At 57.8% G+C, this 17,353-nt stretch carries 18 protein-coding genes; 6 read left to right on the top strand and 12 right to left on the bottom strand.

Annotated features, from left to right (window positions below; all coding sequences use genetic code 11):
* Positions 1 to 5 precede the first annotated feature (5 nt).
* On the bottom strand, positions 6 to 266 hold the full coding sequence (locus tag ACTHND_RS14715) for a hypothetical protein (protein WP_440178708.1): 261 nt from the start codon (positions 264 to 266) through the stop codon (positions 6 to 8).
* A gap of 94 nt (positions 267 to 360) precedes the next feature.
* Positions 361 to 828: a response regulator gene (locus ACTHND_RS14710; RefSeq protein ID WP_440178707.1), complete on the bottom strand. Its 468-nt coding sequence runs from the start codon at positions 826 to 828 to the stop codon at positions 361 to 363.
* 205 nt (positions 829 to 1,033) lie between these two features.
* On the opposite strand from ACTHND_RS14710, the gene ACTHND_RS14705 reads away from it, so the two are divergent.
* The 3 genes from ACTHND_RS14705 (at position 1,034) to ACTHND_RS14695 (ending at position 2,403) form a co-directional block, all read left to right on the top strand.
* Positions 1,034 to 1,525: a methylated-DNA--[protein]-cysteine S-methyltransferase gene (locus ACTHND_RS14705; protein ID WP_440178706.1), complete on the top strand. Its 492-nt coding sequence runs from the start codon at positions 1,034 to 1,036 to the stop codon at positions 1,523 to 1,525.
* 133 nt (positions 1,526 to 1,658) lie between these two features.
* Positions 1,659 to 1,805, top strand: coding sequence for a hypothetical protein (locus ACTHND_RS14700; RefSeq protein WP_440178705.1), 147 nt, complete (start codon positions 1,659 to 1,661; stop codon positions 1,803 to 1,805).
* Between the two features lie 73 nt (positions 1,806 to 1,878).
* Positions 1,879 to 2,403, top strand: a complete 525-nt coding sequence (locus ACTHND_RS14695) for a c-type cytochrome (protein WP_440178704.1) — start codon at positions 1,879 to 1,881, stop codon at positions 2,401 to 2,403.
* Here the strand turns inward: ACTHND_RS14695 and ACTHND_RS14690 are convergent.
* From ACTHND_RS14690 to ACTHND_RS14665, 6 genes are all read right to left on the bottom strand, one after another.
* Complete coding sequence (locus ACTHND_RS14690; protein ID WP_440178703.1) at positions 2,400 to 3,182, bottom strand: hypothetical protein; 783 nt, start codon at positions 3,180 to 3,182, stop codon at positions 2,400 to 2,402. The two genes, ACTHND_RS14695 and ACTHND_RS14690, sit on opposite strands and share 4 nt — an antisense overlap.
* Before the next feature lie 83 nt (positions 3,183 to 3,265).
* Complete coding sequence (locus ACTHND_RS14685) at positions 3,266 to 3,754, bottom strand: NfeD family protein (RefSeq protein ID WP_440178702.1); 489 nt, start codon at positions 3,752 to 3,754, stop codon at positions 3,266 to 3,268.
* 9 nt (positions 3,755 to 3,763) lie between these two features.
* A complete protein-coding gene (locus tag ACTHND_RS14680) occupies positions 3,764 to 4,657 on the bottom strand; it encodes an SPFH domain-containing protein (RefSeq protein WP_440178724.1) in 894 nt (297 codons plus the stop codon).
* A 159-nt stretch (positions 4,658 to 4,816) separates the two neighbouring features.
* On the bottom strand, positions 4,817 to 7,156 hold the full coding sequence (locus ACTHND_RS14675) for an ATP-binding protein (RefSeq protein WP_440178701.1): 2,340 nt from the start codon (positions 7,154 to 7,156) through the stop codon (positions 4,817 to 4,819).
* A 408-nt stretch (positions 7,157 to 7,564) separates the two neighbouring features.
* Positions 7,565 to 7,705 (bottom strand): hypothetical protein, encoded by a 141-nt coding sequence (locus ACTHND_RS14670; RefSeq protein ID WP_170828162.1) that lies wholly within the window; start codon positions 7,703 to 7,705, stop codon positions 7,565 to 7,567.
* Between the two features lie 238 nt (positions 7,706 to 7,943).
* Positions 7,944 to 8,387 carry an NUDIX hydrolase gene (locus tag ACTHND_RS14665; protein WP_440178700.1) on the bottom strand — a complete coding sequence of 148 codons (444 nt, stop codon included), beginning with the start codon at positions 8,385 to 8,387 and terminating at the stop codon, positions 7,944 to 7,946.
* A gap of 59 nt (positions 8,388 to 8,446) precedes the next feature.
* Between ACTHND_RS14665 and ACTHND_RS14660 the strand changes: the two genes are divergently transcribed.
* On the top strand, positions 8,447 to 9,877 hold the full coding sequence (locus ACTHND_RS14660) for an FAD-binding oxidoreductase (protein WP_440178698.1): 1,431 nt from the start codon (positions 8,447 to 8,449) through the stop codon (positions 9,875 to 9,877).
* A 94-nt stretch (positions 9,878 to 9,971) separates the two neighbouring features.
* On the opposite strand, the gene ACTHND_RS14655 is transcribed toward ACTHND_RS14660, so the two are convergent.
* Positions 9,972 to 10,799: a response regulator gene (locus ACTHND_RS14655; RefSeq protein ID WP_440178697.1), complete on the bottom strand. Its 828-nt coding sequence runs from the start codon at positions 10,797 to 10,799 to the stop codon at positions 9,972 to 9,974.
* Positions 10,800 to 11,016: 217 nt separating this feature from the next.
* Positions 11,017 to 11,808 carry a response regulator gene (locus ACTHND_RS14650; protein ID WP_440178696.1) on the bottom strand — a complete coding sequence of 264 codons (792 nt, stop codon included), beginning with the start codon at positions 11,806 to 11,808 and terminating at the stop codon, positions 11,017 to 11,019.
* 209 nt (positions 11,809 to 12,017) lie between these two features.
* Here ACTHND_RS14650 and yaaA point away from each other — a divergent pair, with 209 nt between their 5' ends.
* Positions 12,018 to 12,806, top strand: a complete 789-nt coding sequence (gene yaaA, locus ACTHND_RS14645; RefSeq protein WP_440178695.1) for a peroxide stress protein YaaA — start codon at positions 12,018 to 12,020, stop codon at positions 12,804 to 12,806.
* On the opposite strand, the gene ACTHND_RS14640 is transcribed toward yaaA, so the two are convergent.
* Both ACTHND_RS14640 and ACTHND_RS14635 read right to left on the bottom strand, forming a co-directional pair.
* Complete coding sequence (locus ACTHND_RS14640) at positions 12,803 to 13,720, bottom strand: L-threonylcarbamoyladenylate synthase (RefSeq protein ID WP_440178694.1); 918 nt, start codon at positions 13,718 to 13,720, stop codon at positions 12,803 to 12,805. The genes yaaA and ACTHND_RS14640 overlap by 4 nt on opposite strands.
* Positions 13,717 to 14,973 carry a YceI family protein gene (locus tag ACTHND_RS14635; protein WP_440178693.1) on the bottom strand — a complete coding sequence of 419 codons (1,257 nt, stop codon included), beginning with the start codon at positions 14,971 to 14,973 and terminating at the stop codon, positions 13,717 to 13,719. The genes ACTHND_RS14640 and ACTHND_RS14635 overlap by 4 nt, the downstream gene beginning before the upstream one ends.
* 168 nt (positions 14,974 to 15,141) lie before the next feature.
* Here ACTHND_RS14635 and ACTHND_RS14630 point away from each other — a divergent pair, with 168 nt between their 5' ends.
* Positions 15,142 to 16,896 (top strand): acyl-CoA dehydrogenase, encoded by a 1,755-nt coding sequence (locus ACTHND_RS14630; protein WP_440178692.1) that lies wholly within the window; start codon positions 15,142 to 15,144, stop codon positions 16,894 to 16,896.
* The last annotated feature ends 457 nt before the right edge of the window (positions 16,897 to 17,353 follow it).

The raw sequence follows: 17,353 nt of genomic DNA, 5'->3' as shown, positions 1-17,353 counted from the left end.
CCGCCTTATGAGCGCCGATAAGACTGATCGCTATCCTGGTTGTCGGCGTTCAGGCGTTCTTCGGCCCCATCCACATACACGTTGATCGAACCGTCCGGAGCGGCCTCCACGCGATTGACAACCGCCGGCCCGCCAAAGCGATCGCGCATGTTTTCATCATTGATGCGATGTTCCGGCTGGGGCGTGCTCTGGAAGTGGAAATCGTTCGACAGGTAGATTTCCTCGCCGGTGTTGTTGTCGAAGATGTGGTAGGTCGTCTCAGCCATTTGGGTGCTCCTTCAATAAGCACACTCTGCCACGATGCCGCATAAAAACAAGATACGGAAGTTACATTGAAAGCTGTCAGGCCGGCAGCAGATGTCAGGCCGCGCGCAGCAGGCGAACCCCCTCGCCTTCGGATTCCAGTTTCAGTGTCGGGATGGCGGCCAGCATCGGCCCGAGCTGCGCCAGGGAAGCCGGCTTGACCATATAGCCCGCCGCGCCCAGCGCCTTTGCCCTGGCCTGATCCTGATCATAGGTGGAGCCGGTACACATCACCACGGCCACATGCTTCAATCCCGCATGCCTGCGCACTGCCTCCAGAAGCTCGAAACCATCCATGCCCGGCATGTTGATATCAAGCAATAACAGATCGACCGCCTCCCCTTGGGTCATTGCCTGCTCCAGGACCTCCAGGGCTTCTTTTGCCCCATGGGCGACCTTGAGATTGAACTGCATCCGGTCCCGGACCTGCAAAAAGACGCGGGCCAGTTCGATATCGGCCTTGCGATCGTCGATCAGGAGCACATTGGCGAGCGGCTGATCTATCTTCAGGGCATCGGTGCTCATAGAATATATCCTTCGTTTCCTGCTGAACCGCGCACGCACAATACAAACCGCGACGCGCATCTCAGGCGACATGATACGTCAGTCATGTTCGTACTTTTATTGAGGCAAATTACTGACGTATGTCTTAAGGCTTGGTCAAGCCGCCGCCACCACGATGCTTAAAAGTTGATTTGAGACTCTCATATGTGCGTGAGAAACTCGTGATATGGCTCTCTATTTTTCACATATCGACACGCTGCTTGGCATGGCGGCGGCCACCGTAGACGAAGACGGCGCTCTGCTTGAGTTCACCTTCCTGAATGGCGAAATGTCCGGTCATTTCTCCCGCCCTGATAAGGCGGAACACGCGCCGTCGCGGCTCAGGGACGTGACGCGGCAGGTTCATGAATTCTTCGACCGCAAGCGCACCGTTTTCACCCTGGACCTGAAACCAAGGGGCACTGATTTTCAGCTCAAGGTGTGGAAAGCTTTGTGCAACATCCCTTTCGGGGAGACCTGGTCATACCAGCGGATTGCCGCTGCCACAGGCGACATCAAGGCCACCCAGGCGGTCGGCGGCGCCAATAACAAGAACCCAATTGCCCTGATCATTCCCTGCCACCGTGTCATAGGCAAGAACGGTGCCCTGACGGGCTATGGCGGCGGCCTGCCGCTTAAGCAGAAACTGCTCGATTTCGAGACCCCGCTCCTCTTCTGATTGAGGAGGTTTTGCCACAGTCCTGCGGCATTGGATCACCTTGCGATATTTCCGATAGGCTGAAGGGATCGCTGTGGATTATGATGGAGAAAAGCCGGCTAAAGCCCTACGAACCGGCAATACGGAGCCTCCCATGATTGCTCATCAAACGCCTGTCCGCCTGCTGCTACTGGCGCTGGCGTCCATAGTTCTGCTGTCCGCCTGTAATCAGGAGCCCGGCGATTCCGCACCTAGCGAAGTACCGGCTTCCGCCCCCATGGACAGCAGCGCCTCGTCCTGAGTGCGACATTTTAACGGTCGCCAGACGCCTCGGTCTGGCTTAAGAGATGGGCGTTCATTCAGAGGCAGATCACATGACGAAGGCCATATTACTATTTTCCGCCGCCGCACTGATCTTAAGCGGCTGCGATTCCAAGGCGGATAATGACGATGCGCCGGACGTCGTGATGGCGGCACCGCATGTCTATACCGACGCGGAAAAGACCGCCATCCAGGCGACCTTCCCCGCCCCTTACAATACAGCCGACCTGGCTGCCGGCGAAAAGCAGTTCATCAAATGCCGTGCCTGTCACACGATCGGTCCCGACAAGATGAACCTGGTGGGACCGCATCTGTATGGTGTCTTCGGCCGCAAATCGGGCACCGAGCCAGGCTACACCTTCACCGAAGCCATGACGGCCCATAATGTCACCTGGGACTTCGACACGCTGGACACCTACCTCGCCGCGCCGCAGTCCGTCGTCAAAGGCACGAAGATGAGCTATCAGGGCATCCAGAATGAAACCGACCGCCGCAATCTGATTGCCTGGCTCAAGCTGGAAACAACGCCCTATGCGCCGCCGGCAGCGGCTTCGCAATCGGCTTCAAGTGCCAACTAAAACGTCTTCCACAGACTGACAACGACGGCCTGGACGGCGGGTACATTACGGCCGGCCGCCGTTTGACGCAGGCCGAGTTGCAGGCTGGTCTGCTGCTGCGGCCCGAAGCGGCGCACTACGCTCAGTTCGGTATTGGCCCATTCCGCATGTCCCCAGACAGCCTTATCGGTGCGGCCGGCGAAAACCTGGGCCATGACAATCCATTTTGGCGATGGCTTTATCCCCAGGGTTGCATCGATACGCCATTCATTGGCTTCATACTGGCGCAAATGACGCGCCGCCTGAAGATCGACGAACGCATCCTTGCCCAGTAACCTGAAATTCCGGCCAGCATAGGCGCGCAGGTCGTAATCGGTCCCGCCCTTGCTGGTCAGGTCGTAATCACTGCGCCGCCCTTTGCCGAAACCTTCGACCGTGGCACCCAGCGCAAAGACGAAATCGTCGGTTCGTCTGATTGTCCAGCGTCCGCCGACTTCAATCGAACTCAGGCCGGAAAAGCGTTCCGAACCAGTGGTATAGTCGCGGTAGTTGACCTTGGCTGTCAGGCTCAGGTGCTCGGTCACGCCATGATCGACGAACAGCGACAGGTTGTTCTGCTTCCATCTGTCAAGCGCGATCGTCTTGTCGCCGGAGGCGTCGAACCCATCATCGGCAGCGCCTGGTTCATAGGTGATAATCGCCTGCGTATCGCCCTTCATCTGCGGCCATGCCCCCGCCTGAGCCACAGTCGGCAATACGAGACACACTACAAGCATGGCCAGCCGCAACCAGATTTTCATGGATTTCCCCCAAACGGACCAGATGTCCGCCGGGCATCAAACCAAAAAATAGTTAAGGAGGCAATATGCGACTTTAAAGCGAATCAGGCCGGCCGCACAAAAACACGACCTTCGTAAATGCGCTCAATGATGACACGATCGCTGGCCGCCAGCTTCATCTGGCTCGCTTCGCCCAGCACGGCCGGCCATTCGACACCATCGAACACCACACGGCCGGTACGTTCACCGCCGGACACCAGTTCAAAGCCGCTGAGCACCTGGGCCTCCTTGCCGACCATGCGCCGGTGCGGATCATTGACATCCGGGCTGTGGCTGCTCACCTTGAGAAATTTCGGCGTCAGCAGCCCCATCACCAGGCTCAGGACCGCGAAGGTCAGGGCCTGAAGGAACAGGCCGAACGGCAGGCCGGTCAGGCAGATTACCGCCACGACGCCGGCCGCGGCGGCGGCCCACAGCAGCCATTGCGTGCCCAGAAACATTTCAATACCGAGCAGCAGCAGGCCGAAGACGAACCAGAACCAGAAGGCGTTCATCGACATCGGCCCCATCAGAAGAATGGCATTCATATCCATGGTTGCCTCCTACACCTTTTTCGCCGGCGCTTTGGGCGTATCCGGCCCGACCGACTTGATCAGCTCGGCCACGCCGCCAACCATTCCGGCCAGGGACGACATGTCAGCGGGCATGATCAAAGTCTTGGTATTATTCGATTCGGCGAAGCGTCCGAAGGCCTCGACATATTTCTGTGCCACGAAATAGTTGATGGCGTTGACGTCCCCCTTGGCGATAGCCTGGGAGACCACATCCGTTGCACGGGCTTCCGCCTCGGCGGAGCGTTCGCGGGCTTCGGCATCCCGGAAGGCAGCCTCCTTGCGGCCCTCAGCTTCCAGCACGGCGGATTGTTTCGAGCCTTCGGCGCGGGCAATCGCTGCTTGCTTTTCGCCGTCGGCCTCGATGATCAGGGCACGACGTTCGCGTTCGGCTTTCATCTGGCGCGCCATCGAATCCGTTATGTCATGAGGCGGCTTCAAATCCTTGATTTCAATACGATTTACCTTCACACCCCACGGGCTTGTGGCATGATCAATCACATTCAGCAGGCGCGAATTGATGGCATCGCGTTGCGAAAGCACTTCGTCCAGTTCCATGGCGCCAACCACGGTGCGCAGGTTCGTCATGGCCAGTTGGGTGATGGCGTTATCGAGATTATCGACGCGATAGGCGGCCAGCGCCGCATCGATCACCTGGGTGAAGACGATGCCGTCAACCTTGACGTTGACATTGTCCTTGGTGATGACGTCCTGCTGCGGCACGTCAAACACGCGTTCCATCATATTGACCTTGCGCCCGATCGCCTCGACGAATGGCGTCAGGAAGGCGATGCCCGGCTTGAGCGTGCGCGTATAGCGGCCAAAGTTCTCGATGGTGAATTCGTAGCCCTGTGGCACGATCTTCACGATGCTGAACAGCATCATGACGCCGAGCACGATGACGACAAAGGTCAAGGGTCCGAAAATGGAAATGGATTGCAGCAATTGGGCCTCCCCCGAAATCACACCACCAATATGGGGTATGTGATGGCCATTATACAGGGGGTTCCGGCCGGGCCCTAGCCAAATCGGCGTGAAAGCGGCTCAAGCCACTTCCGCCTTTGCGTCCGGTTGATCTTCCTTGAGGCGCAGCAGCCCGGCCACCGTATCGATCAGCGTATCCATGATGATCGGTTTGGGAATATGCGCATCCATGCCGGCGGCATAACAGGCTTCGACCTGATCGTGCATGGCATCGGCAGTCAGGGCAACGATCGGCACATGCTGGCCTTCGGGTTCCTGCGAACGGAAGATGCGCGTGGCTTCCAGGCCACCCAGGCGCGGCATGTTGAGGTCCATCAGGACGAGGTCATAACGCGACATGTCGAGATCGAGCGCTTCCTGGCCATCGACAGCTTCGGTGATGATAAAGCCAAAGGGCTCCAGGAACAGGCGCGCCACCTTGCGATTGACCGGGTGATCGTCGACCAGGAGGATGTGCATACCCGGTAGGTCGGCGTTGTCATCGTGCTTGGGCATGGGCTTCATTTCCGGCTGCTCCGATTCGGGCACGGCCATAACCTCACCGGCCTCAAAAGTCATGACGAACACCGAACCGACGCCCTCTTCACTGGTGACGCTCAGCGTGCCCCCCATCAGTTCGGCCAGACGACGGCTTATATTCAGGCCCAGGCCGGTGCCGCCGTATTTACGGGTGGTGACGGCGTCAGCCTGGGTAAAGGCTTCAAACAGCTTGTCGAGCGTGGCCTTGCTCATGCCTATGCCCGTGTCGCGGACCTCGACACGCACCCGATACCCGCCCTCTTCGCGCGGCGTGGCCGAAGCCAGGATCCGCACCGTGCCTTTTTCGGTAAATTTCAGGGCGTTTGATACGAGGTTGGACAGGCACTGATAAACACGCAGCACGTCAAAGGTCATCGGCGCCCTGGCATTTTCATCCAGTTCGTAACGCAGCATGACGTCCTTGCCATCCAGCAGGGAACCGTAGGTATTGATGACGCGCTCTATCATGTCTTTTAACGTGGTGGGCGTCGGCGCCAGCTCGATCTTGCCGGCTTCGATGCGCGACATGTCCAGCACATCATTCAGCAGCACCAGCAGGGTCTGGCCGGAATCGACAAGGATGTCGACCTGTTCGCGCTGACTTTCGGTGAGGTCGTTTTTCTTGAGCGCCTGAGCCATGCCGAGCACGCCATTCAGCGGCGTGCGCAGTTCGTGGCTCATGACAGCGAGGAAGCGCGACTTGGCGGCATTGGCGGCTTCGGCGTGTTCATGCGCATCACGCAGATGCCATTGCATCCGCCGCATCCGGAACACCCACAGGGCACCGCCAACGAGGATGACCAGAAGCAGCAGCGCGATCAGCCCCGCCGCTCCGAGCAGCAGGTTTCGCATCTGCACCTGCTTGACCAGCAAACGGCTTTCGGCCGTCTTGCTGTCCAGCTCCTTGCGTAGGGCCTTGTACATACCCTGTACTGAGTCCACGCGAGATTTTTCGTAATAGGCGGCCTGAGTGCGTGTCCATTCGTCCAGCGCGTCGAAAGCTTCATTGCCACGGCCATCGGCACGCAGCATATAAGCCTGCAGACGCTTATCGAACGACGGATCAGGCGGGCTCATGCTTTCAGGTAAGGCCCGCAATTTGGCTAAGTAAAAACGAGCCTTCGTTGTGTCTGTTCCATCAGCATAAGCACGCGCCAACAGGCGCATTTTCCACACATCCAGCACATTATTGATGATGCCTTTGGTAACATATGACTCAGCCAGGCACTCTCTAACGGCGGCATATTTTTGTGCCTGATCCTCAATAGTGGCGCACAGAAACTCATCCCACGTCTTTAAGTCTTCAACATTATACTTGTTGACGTAGTCAGTATGCAGCTTTTGAAACTGCTCGGCGACCGGCATATCGTTTTCGTGCGCCGCCCATAAGGCCAGATCGTAGACCATATCGAGCTTTTGGGAGAAAAAGGCATTCTTTTGCGATAATTTCGCCATGGCCAGCATGTTGTTGGCGTAGGCGTCATAATCACCGACAGCGCCGAGCGAGAAAGCAATAACCTGATATGCCGCTTCCAGCACGGGTTCGGCATCAGGGCCTTCCGCCTTGAGGTGTACAATAAGCTTGTCACCCAGATCGATGGCGTCTGCCCACTGCTCGAAATGCTGCAAGTAACGTATCCGTTCGATCATGACGATGCTTTGCAGCGCCTGATTGGGCGTCGTCAGATAGGCGCTCCACTCACGATCCGAGAAACCTTTAAAATCGCCGATTTCACTTTGGTATGCCTGGTACATAAAGCGAGCCAGCAAATCGAGATTGGTGTCGTCTTCTTTTTGAGCCAGTTTGAGAATGCGGTCGTGCCAAACCAACAGCTTGGTTTCATTCTGGTCAGTTTTGTAGGCATATAATACCCGCCACAAGGCGTGAATTCGAGCATCGCCGGAAAGCCTGACAGCGCGCTCGCCATAAGCGTCAATCTCATTTTCAGTGTATGTAAACGGGCTGGAGGCCACCAGATTATATACAGCCAGCAATTTATCATGCCGCGGGGCGATCGGTTGTTCCTGCGCAAACACCGATATAGGCATCACAAAAAAGGCGAGCAGGAGCGCCCCCCCTAAAGCACGCCAATGCCTTACGGTCGCAATGCTCATTGCGCGATCAGAGCGACCCATGCCGTCTCCCGTTACCTAAAGTTCTTCCATTTGGCCATAAAGACCTTAGGATTCACTTAAACTGAAGGGTTACGAAGACGGTAATATGCAAACGCCCCGCGGCAAGCGCGGGGCGTAAAAGCTATTACTGAATTCCGTCAGTTTCGGGCGTAATTAACGCATACCACCACAGACGCAACCGAACTGCGGCGAGCAGTTGCAGGTCGGCATCTGGTGAGCAACCGCCTGGCTAACGGCGAAAGAGGCGCCGGCAGCGGCAACCATAGCGACAACAGCGATAGTCAACTTCTTCATAAACTTACTCCTGAGACTCACCAAAATGAACATTTGACGCAGTCTGGAGCTCCGCACTGACGTTTGGAATTACAGCCCTGCCGCACGGATTCGAGTGGTATTAACCACCTTTATTACCGTTAACAGCCATTAACCACAAAAATGAAACTCGCACAAGACGCGAAATTACCGCACACGCCCCTTCGCATAGATTTTTTGTATTCTTTAACCATACGCGACCGAAAGGTCACAGTCCTTTTTAACGACCGGAGTCTCGTCGGCCACTCCAGGATTTCAACAGCACGTCGTGCATATCTGCATTATTAATCAACGCCATAGCCTCATCCAGCCGCACAAAGCGCACCGCATCGGCATCGTCTCCGGCTACCGGCTCCCCTGAAAGCCACTCGGCATCGTAATCGATCAGAATGTAATGAAATTCATGCTCGATTATCTCGTAGATGGCGAGTAATCCGCCGATTTTGGCTCGCACGCCGGTTTCTTCAAACAACTCACGCACGGCGGCCTCATGAAGCGCCTCCCCCCGCTTCACCTTGCCGCCGGGAATCGACCACTCGCCCAGGCGTGGCGCTTGTCCACGTCGGATCAGCAGGACTTCGTCGCCCCGCCAGCACACAACCCCTACAGCCGGCACCGGATGTGAGCCGGACTGACCGGATGGATTAGGTTTTGTGTCTTGCACTTCCGGCCTCTCTCGCTTAACGCAACGCCAACACCTAACCTTTAGCCAGAGTCTCATCCATGTCCACGCCCGCCTTTACCGACGCCCCGCCCGTCTCGTCCGAAGTGCTCGCGCAGATCAAGGCCGTGGTGGGGGAAGCCGGCTATAGCGAAGACCCGATGCGCGTCGACCCGAAGCTGACCGAATGGCGCGGCAAATGGAAGGGTCACACCCCCCTGCTCGTCCTGCCAAAATCGACTGAGGAAGTCTCAGCCGTGGTCAAGATCTGCTATGATAATGGCGTGGCCATCACGCCCCAGGGCGGCAATACCGGCCTGGTCGGCGGCCAGATTCCGTTCGGTGAAATTCTGATCTCACTGGAACGCATGAAGACGATCCGCGATGTGGCTCCGACCGATGACACCATGGTGCTCGAATCCGGCCTCAGCCTGCTCGATGCCCAGCAGATCGCCGAAAAGGCCGGCCGCTACTTTCCGCTGTCACTGGCGGCTGAAGGCACAGCCACGGTTGGCGGCGTGATTTCCACCAATGCCGGCGGCACGGCTGTCCTGCGCTACGGCGTGACACGCGACCTCGTCTCCGGACTTGAGGTGGTGCTGCCCAATGGCGAGATTTTCCATGGCCTGAAACGCCTGCGCAAGGACAATACCGGCTATGATATCAAGCACATGTTCATCGGTGCGGAGGGAACGCTCGGCATCATCACCGCCGCTTCGCTGAAACTCTTCCCGATCATGAATTCGCGCTGCACCGCCATCGTGGCGTTTAACAGCGCGCAGAAGGCAATCGACTTGCTGGTCCGCGCCAAGCAGGAAACCGGCGGCCAGGTCGAAGCCTTTGAACTGATGGGCCGTTACGGCCTGTCGCTGGTGCTGAAGCACATCCCCGACACGCGCGAACCGCTGGGTGCCGAATATCCCTGGTACGCCCTGATCGAGGTCGCGTCCGGCGATCCGGAAGGCGCCGCCTCATCCATGGAGCGCCTGCTGGAGGCCGCCTTCGAGGAAGACTTAGTGCTCGACGCCGTCATCGCTCAGAATGAGACCCAGGCCGCCGAGTTCTGGCGACTGCGCGAAGATCATTCCGCCGCCGAAAAGGCCGAGGGCGCCGCCTGGAAGCACGACATTTCCGTGCCCCTGTCGCGGATGGCCGAATATATGGAAGAAGGCGCCAAGGCCATCGAAGCCTTCCTACCGGGGGCGCGTCTTGTGGCCTTTGGCCATGTCGGCGACGGCAATGTCCATTTCAACGTGATCGTACCCGAGGGCATGGACGCCGGCGAATTCAATGCCATGCGCGACGCCGGTGCCAAGGTTATCCATGATCTGGTCAATGAATATGAAGGTTCGATCTCGGCCGAACACGGCCTTGGCCGTATGAAAACCGAAGAAGCCCTGCTCTACAAAGATCCGGTGGCGGTCTCGACCATGCAGGCCCTGCGCCTGGCGCTCGATCCAAAGAGGATCATGAACCCGCATGTGCTTTTCTAAGCTCAAACGCCGCATGGCTCGGCGAAACGTCGCCGGCGCGCAGTCGCGCTTGCCAAAGCTATCGGCTTTGGAAGGTTTTTGATAGTGTAACGGTTCAGCGCGCGAAAATCGCGTCGACAGCCGCCTGGGCCAGGTCTTCCGCAGGATCATCCTTGGCGCGTATAACGCCGGCCACGGATTTAAGCAGATCATGCATGGTGAAAGGCTTGGGCAATAGAGCATCCGCCCCGGCCGCCTTGGCAGCCGCCAGAACGTGAACGGCGGTAATGGTGGCATCGACACCTTCCGACATGGCCACAACCTTGCAGTGGCTAAAGTCGCTCTTGATCTGCGCCGTACCTTCGATGCCGCCGATACCGGGGATAAGCACCGCCGTCACCACGACATCGATCAGGCCGAGATTATGATCGAAGAAGGCGTCTTCCATATTGGCGGCATAAGATACCTTGTAGCCAACCTGCTTCAGCACTCGGCAGATATCATTGCGAAGGTCTTCGTTGTCCTCGATGACTAGGACATTGTGATCCTTTGAGCGGGCGCGATGATAGGCATTGGTATCGGCCAGCAGGCTTTTCAGTTTTTCCGGATTGAACGGCTTGGGCAGAACAAAATCGGCCCCGGCGACGCGCGCCTGGTTCATGGCGGCATTGATGGCATTGCCGCGCCCGCCACCATCCGACATAATGGCCAAAGGCGCATCCTGGGCTTCACCGCGAATCTGATCGATATGCTCAATAGTGGCGCCATTGGCGTCATAGGCATCGAACAGCAGCAGATGGAAACGGCTGCCCTTCAGCATCCGCATGGCCATTTTCTGATCAAAGCTGAGAACAGAGGTCCATTTCTGCTGATGCAGCATCAAGGCAATGCGCTGCGCCAGATCACGGTTCTGATCCATTATAAGCACACTGCCTTGACTCATACGGAACCCTTGAAACGGCGACTTTATTCTTGTGTCCCGAATTTAAGTAAAAAACACTTAAAATCTTAATAACGGCCCGCAGACGCCTTTATATGCACCAGTTTTCACGACTCATGCGGCAATATATTACAATTATGGTTTCCAGTTACCGCTACACGCAAGGTATTTGCTTAACCATTATTGTGGTTTACAGGCAGATAACCATAAAACCATCCCGTCAGGCAACGGTGCAGGCTTCACTCAGGATCGCTTCAATCAGATAGGTCAGGTCAGTGGCGGAAAACGGCTTGGGCAGCAGGGCATCCGCCCCCATGTATTTCGCGGCGGAAAGCGCCTGAGCATTGCCCACGCGATTGTCCGAGCCGGCGGACATGGCCACGATGGCTACCTTTGGCCACGTCGATTTGATGATCTGGATGCCCTCGATTCCGCCCATGCCCGGCATGAAGATATCGGTAATGACGACATCGACGTGGGCGATATCGACGCGATCGAATGCCTCCTCCATCGAACGCGCCTCGCTGATGCGGTAGCCTTCCTCCGCCAGCGCCGTAGTCGTCAACTTGCGGACCACCCGGCAGTCATCGACCACAAGCACATGCTTCGGCCGAACCGGCGCGCGGCGCATTTTGGCGGCCTCATCGAGAATAATAGCCAGGTCATCGGGCGCGAAAGGTTTGGGCAGGACGAAATCCGCCTGCGCGCGCCTCGCGGCATTTAGGGTCGAATTCAGCGCCGCACCGCCGGCGCCGCCAGCGCTCATAATTGCGATCGGCACGCCCGGCGCCAGTTCGCGGATATCCGGCAGCAAGGTCAGGGTATTGCCGTCATCGACATAGACATCCAGCAGCAGCAGATCGACGCGCGACGCCTTAAGTTGCTGGAAAACCATCTTGTGATCGAAGCTCAGCACCGCCGACCAGCCCAGCGGCGTGAGCATACGCGAGATCAGTTGCGCCTGGACGCGGCTGTCTTCCAGAACAAGTACAGTACCTGCGGATACGGGCATGTGGATGGCTCCCCTATTGTCTTGGTCATACACTTACGCGCCGAGATCGGACGTGCCGAAATCGGTTACGGGGTACACTTAAGCAACTGGAACGCTACTGGCCTCTGTCCTGAACTCCCGTCAGGCCGGCTCTATTGTTTTAGATGTCGAACATCCGTATGTTGGCCGATGACGCGCACCCTAAACCGCAAAGCTTAAAAAAACCGTTCATGCTCACTCTTTTATCGCCTGCCAAGTCACTCGACCTCACGCCATTTGATGGCGGCCCCCCCCCTACGGAACCGCGGTTTTCGGAACAGAGCGCGAAACTGTTGAAAAGCCTCAAGCGATTAAAGCCGAAGCACATCGCCGAGTTGATGGACATTTCACCGGCGCTCAGCGAGATGAATTATGAGCGGTATCAGGGCTTTGAAGACCAGATACCGGGCGCCGCCGCCTTCATGTTTGATGGTGATGTCTATAGCGGGCTGGAAGCAAGAACGCTTGATCCGTCCGGGCTGGAATGGGCGCAGGATCATATCCGCATCCTGTCGGGCCTTTATGGCGTTCTGCGGCCGCTCGACCTGATCCGCCCCTACCGTCTGGAAATGGGATCGCAACTGAAAACCGGACGGACGGAGTCGCTCTATCAGTTCTGGGGCGACACTCTGGCCAAAAGTCTGACCGAGGAGTTGAAAGCGCAAGGCGATGACACGCTTGTCAATCTGGCCAGCGCCGAATATTCACGCGCCGCCCTGACCAGGGCGCTGAAGGCAAAGGTCGTCAGTCCGCGCTTCCTGGAGATCAAGGGCAATGAAGCGAAGATCGTCTCCTTCTTCGCCAAGAAGGCGCGCGGTCTGATGGCGCGATACATGATTGACAACCGCATCGACCGCATCGAGGGCCTGAAGGATTTCAAGGTCGCCGATTATCAGTTCCGCAGCGATCTGTCGAAGGACGGCGACTGGGTGTTCACCCGCCCGCAGCCGGCTCTGGTAACGAAGAAGAAGGCCGCTTAACCGACAAATCCCGTCGCGCGTTTGATACGATCATTGATTGCCTCACCTATGCCCTCTTCCGGTATGGGCGCGATTTCGATCACCGGCGGCTTCAGGCGATCGGCCTCACGCAAAGCCCGGAAGAGATTGGCGGCTGCCTCATGCAGGTCGCACGCGGCGCTGAGCTGGATGACCGGCCCGGTATAATCCGTCGGGCCGAAAGCCAGATAAGTCGCTCCGGCGGACGGTGTATCAACATTGATTTTAACGGGCGCATCCGGCGCATAGTGCAGGCTCAGCCGTCCTGGCGAGCGGTGGCCTTCGGCCTCATCGGACGCGAGCGGCCCAATCACGGCCTCGACCTGTGCCCGCGTTACGGCACCGGCACGCAGGTAGCGCGCATCACCCAATAAACTGACAACCGTTGATTCCACACCGACGGGACAATCACCACCATCCGGTGACGCCTGCACAAAGGCGCCGGTTTCCTCATAGGCATCCGCTTGTGTCGTCGGGCTGGGCCGGCCGGACCGATTGGCCGACGGCGCCACGACGCCGCCGCCGAAACCGCGCAGTATCTCCAGCGCCATAGGATGCGCGGGCATCCGCAGGGCCACGCTGTCGAGCCCGGCGCGCGCCAGATCGCAGGCCAGAGATGCATCACGCACCGGCACAACAAGGGTCAGTGGTCCCGGCCAGAAGGCTTTCGCCAGGGCGCGCGCACGGTCATCGAACGCACCGATCCGTTCCGCCAGCGCTATATCACCGACATGCACGATCAGCGGATTGAAACGCGGCCGTCCCTTGGCCTCGAAGACCTTGATGACCGCTTCCGGATCGTCGGCGCGTGCACCCAGTCCATAGACGGTTTCGGTCGGCAGATGGATCAGCGCGCCCTCACGCAGCGCGCTTACCGCCGCATCGACGTCACTCATTTCGAGGCTTTGGCCTTCAGGTTGATCTTCACGGTCACCTTGGCCGGCACGGAATCCGTCTTGGCCCAGTCGCCCGTGCCTACGCCAAAGGCCGTGCGATCCAAATCGACCGTACCCGACATGGTGGCGACGCCCGACTTGATATTCAGTGTGAACGGCAGGTTGAGCGGTTTGGTCGTGCCGTGCATCGTCAGCTTGCCCCTGGCGACGAAATGGGTGGCGTCGGTTTTGGTGAAGCTGGATGCTTCGTAAATCGCCTTGGGCGTGGCGGCGACATTAAAGAAGGCGTCGCTTTTCAGGGTGCCGTCGCGGTCGCCATCGCCGGAATTGACCGAGGCCAGGTCGATCGTCACCTTGACGTGCGATGTGCCGAGTTGCTCCGGATCGAACGCAATGTTGGCCGCGTAGCTGTTGAATCCACCATTGATCGCTTCGCCGGAAAAGGTGGTAGTGAAGGCGATGGTGGTGGCGGATTTGTCAACGATCCAGTTGGTCACCGCGGCAGCAGACGAAACGCTCGAAGCGGTTTCGGCCGAAGACGCGGCATCTGAGGCCGGCGCTTCGACTGAGGCAGACACAGCCGCGGCCTCCGGCGGGGGCGGCGCGTCCCGGCCCTCATTCAGCGGTGTACCGCGATAGATGCCAAAGCCCAGCGCCACAGCCAATGCGACCACGCCAATCGGCAGGAGCCAGCGATAATTGAGGATCGGCCGCGGGGTCAGGCCCGGCACCATATGCTCAACCACCGTATCCTTATCGATGAACTGGTGTTTCAAAGCCGCCAGGACATGCAGCGGAATCATGACGTAGAAGATCAGCTTGGCGAACAGGCCATGCACAGTCTCGAAGGTTTCGTGCGTTTCGTGGTTCTGCGGCACCGGCAGATGCGGCCAGGCGATGCCAAAGAAGGGAATTTCGCGGGCCGAGGTCGACACCATCAGCCAGCCGGACAGCGGCAGGGCGATCATGACAATATAGAAACCGAGATGCAGCGCCTTGGCCGCCAGGGCCTGCCATTTCGGCATAGGTGGTTCGGGCGGCGCCTTATAGGCCAGACGCAGGCCGATACGCAGGAAAGTCAGCAACAGAATCAGTATACCGATCGACTTATGCAGGTTGGCGCGATTGAGCAGGAAGGTATCCTTATCCTCGAAGCGCCACCCCAGGAAGACCATGAACAGGATCAGGAAGGCCATCAGCCAGTGAATATAGCGGCTATACCGGTTATAGCTGGTCGGGGTCAGGTCTGTCATGATGCCACTCTCCTCAGATATGCCCTGCATACACTACCCGTCATAAGGGGTCATGTAAAAATAAATGCAATAGTCACGATTACAATTTAGTCAAAGTTGACGTTCGCGTAAATTAAACTTGCGGCGCAATTTTCTCCGTCATAGACTGCTGGAAAACAGGGAGTCGAAATGACCTACCGTCCCAGCCTCAAGGATATCACCTTCTGCCTCGATCATGTCATCGGCATGTCGGACAGCTATGGTCACGCCGCTTTCCCGGATTTCGATGAGTCCTTGCGTGACGCCGTGCTTGACGCCGCCGGGCAACTGGCCGGGGATGTGCTGGCGCCGCTCAACCGCGCAGGCGATCTGGGGGGCACCCGGCTGGAAGGCGACCGGGTCGTAATCGCACCGGGTTTCCTGGAGGCCATAAAAACCTATGCCGAGGGCGGCTGGTACGGTCTCGCGGCCGATCCCGCCTATGGCGGGCAGGGCCTGCCGAAAATGCTGGAGCAAGCCTGTTTTGATATGTTCCACGGTGCCAACATGGCCTTTACCCTGCTGCCGACCCTGAGCCAGGGCGCCATCGAGGCCATCCACGCGCACGGCACGCAAGGACAGAAAGACCTGTTCCTGCCGAAGCTGATCGCCGGCGAATGGTCAGGCACCATGAACCTGACCGAACCTGGCGCCGGCTCCGATCTGGCAGCGCTAACCACCAAAGCTGAACCCAATGCAGACGGGACTTTCCGCATTACCGGCCAGAAAATCTTCATCACCTGGGGCGAGCACGATGGCGCGGAAAATATAGTCCATCTGGTGCTGGCCCGCCTGCCGGATGCGCCGAAAGGGACGCGCGGCATATCGCTGTTTCTCTGTCCCAAATATCTGGTCGATGTGGACGGCAGTCTCGGCGCGCGCAACAGCGTCAAATGCGTCGGGCTGGAGCACAAGCTGGGCATTCACGCCTCCCCTACCTGCGTCATGTCGTTCGAGAACGCACAGGCCGAACTGATCGGCACGCCCAATGGCGGGTTGGCGGCCATGTTCACCATGATGAATGCCGCACGCCTGGCTGTCGGATTTGAAGGCGTGGGCCTGGCCGATGCCGCCTGGCAGAAGGCGCAAGCCTATGCGCTGGAACGCCGGCAAGGCAAGTCACTGATCACTGGCCAGGACTATGCTCCGATCTATGATCATCCGGATGTCCGCCTGATGCTGGCCGTGATGAAAGCCAAGGTCGAGGCCGCGCGCGCCATCTGTATGCTGACGGCCTCGGCTATCGATGCAGTCAAGCGCGGCAATGATGCCGAACGCCATAAACGCCGGGAGGACTTTCTCGTGCCTATTGCCAAGGCGTGGAGCACGGATCGTGCCGTTGAAGTGGCGTCCGCCGGTGTGCAGGTGCATGGCGGTATGGGCTTCATCGAGGAAACCGGCGCCGCGCAATATTACCGCGATGCCCGTATCGCGCCGATATATGAAGGCACAAACGGCATCCAGGCGGCCGATCTGGTCGGCCGCAAGCTGGGATCGGACGGCCTGGCGGCAAAAGAACTGGCCGATGATATAAAATCTTTCCTGGACAGTGCCTTGCCAGCGGATTTCAAGGCAGAGTGTGAAGCCTTGAAATCCGCGCTTGCGGCCTTTTCCGCTGCCACAGATCGTCTTTTGTTACAAAAAGCGACCGCGCCCCTTGATGTCGCCACCGCCGCCACGACCTACCTGACGCTTTCCGGCGATCTGGTCGGCGGCTGGCTGCTGCTGAAAGGCGCCGTGGCCGCGAGTGAACAACTGGAAAACGGGGACAAAATCTGGCTGACCAACCGCATCAAACTGATGCGCATCTTTTTTGCCCATGTCCTGAACCATGCCCCCGCCCATCTGGCTGCGATTAGGTCCGGCTATGACGCTTTGGACGACCTGACGCTTAATCTGGATTAAACACCGTCACTTTTTAAAGAAAAGCCCAGAAGGCCACCTGATTTTTTAGCAAGTGAAATTTTACCTTTCACCCCTCCCTTGAGGGTAAGCCAACTCTTTTCACATTCAATTGAATTCGTGGTTCTATCAATTTAATAAAGTCTGGAATCTCAAACAACGGTTCGATCAACGAGAAATCAATCGGCCTTTTAGGGTGAACGAAGTAACCGCTGCGATTTTCACCCCATAAAAAATCGTGTGCAGATTCATTTCCATTCACAAGTAAAACATCAACCAGAACAAGGTGACTAGGCTCAGGACCTGTTGATTAACAGGATTCCGAAATCAGGTTTGTTGTGTTTCACTCTTTTCAGGAGTGACTTGCCATGAGTGATTTGTTTTTGCTGTCTGAGCGCCAGTTCCACCCGCATCGCGTCCGTATTTTCCGCTGTCGCACGGTGTACCGCGTGTGGATGAC

Origin of the sequence: Asticcacaulis sp. (assembly GCF_051954415.1) — a bacterium.
Classification (GTDB): Bacteria; Pseudomonadota; Alphaproteobacteria; order Caulobacterales; family Caulobacteraceae; genus Asticcacaulis.
The sequence above is the reverse complement of the archived record's forward strand: the minus strand, read 5'-3'. Positions and strand labels throughout refer to the sequence as shown.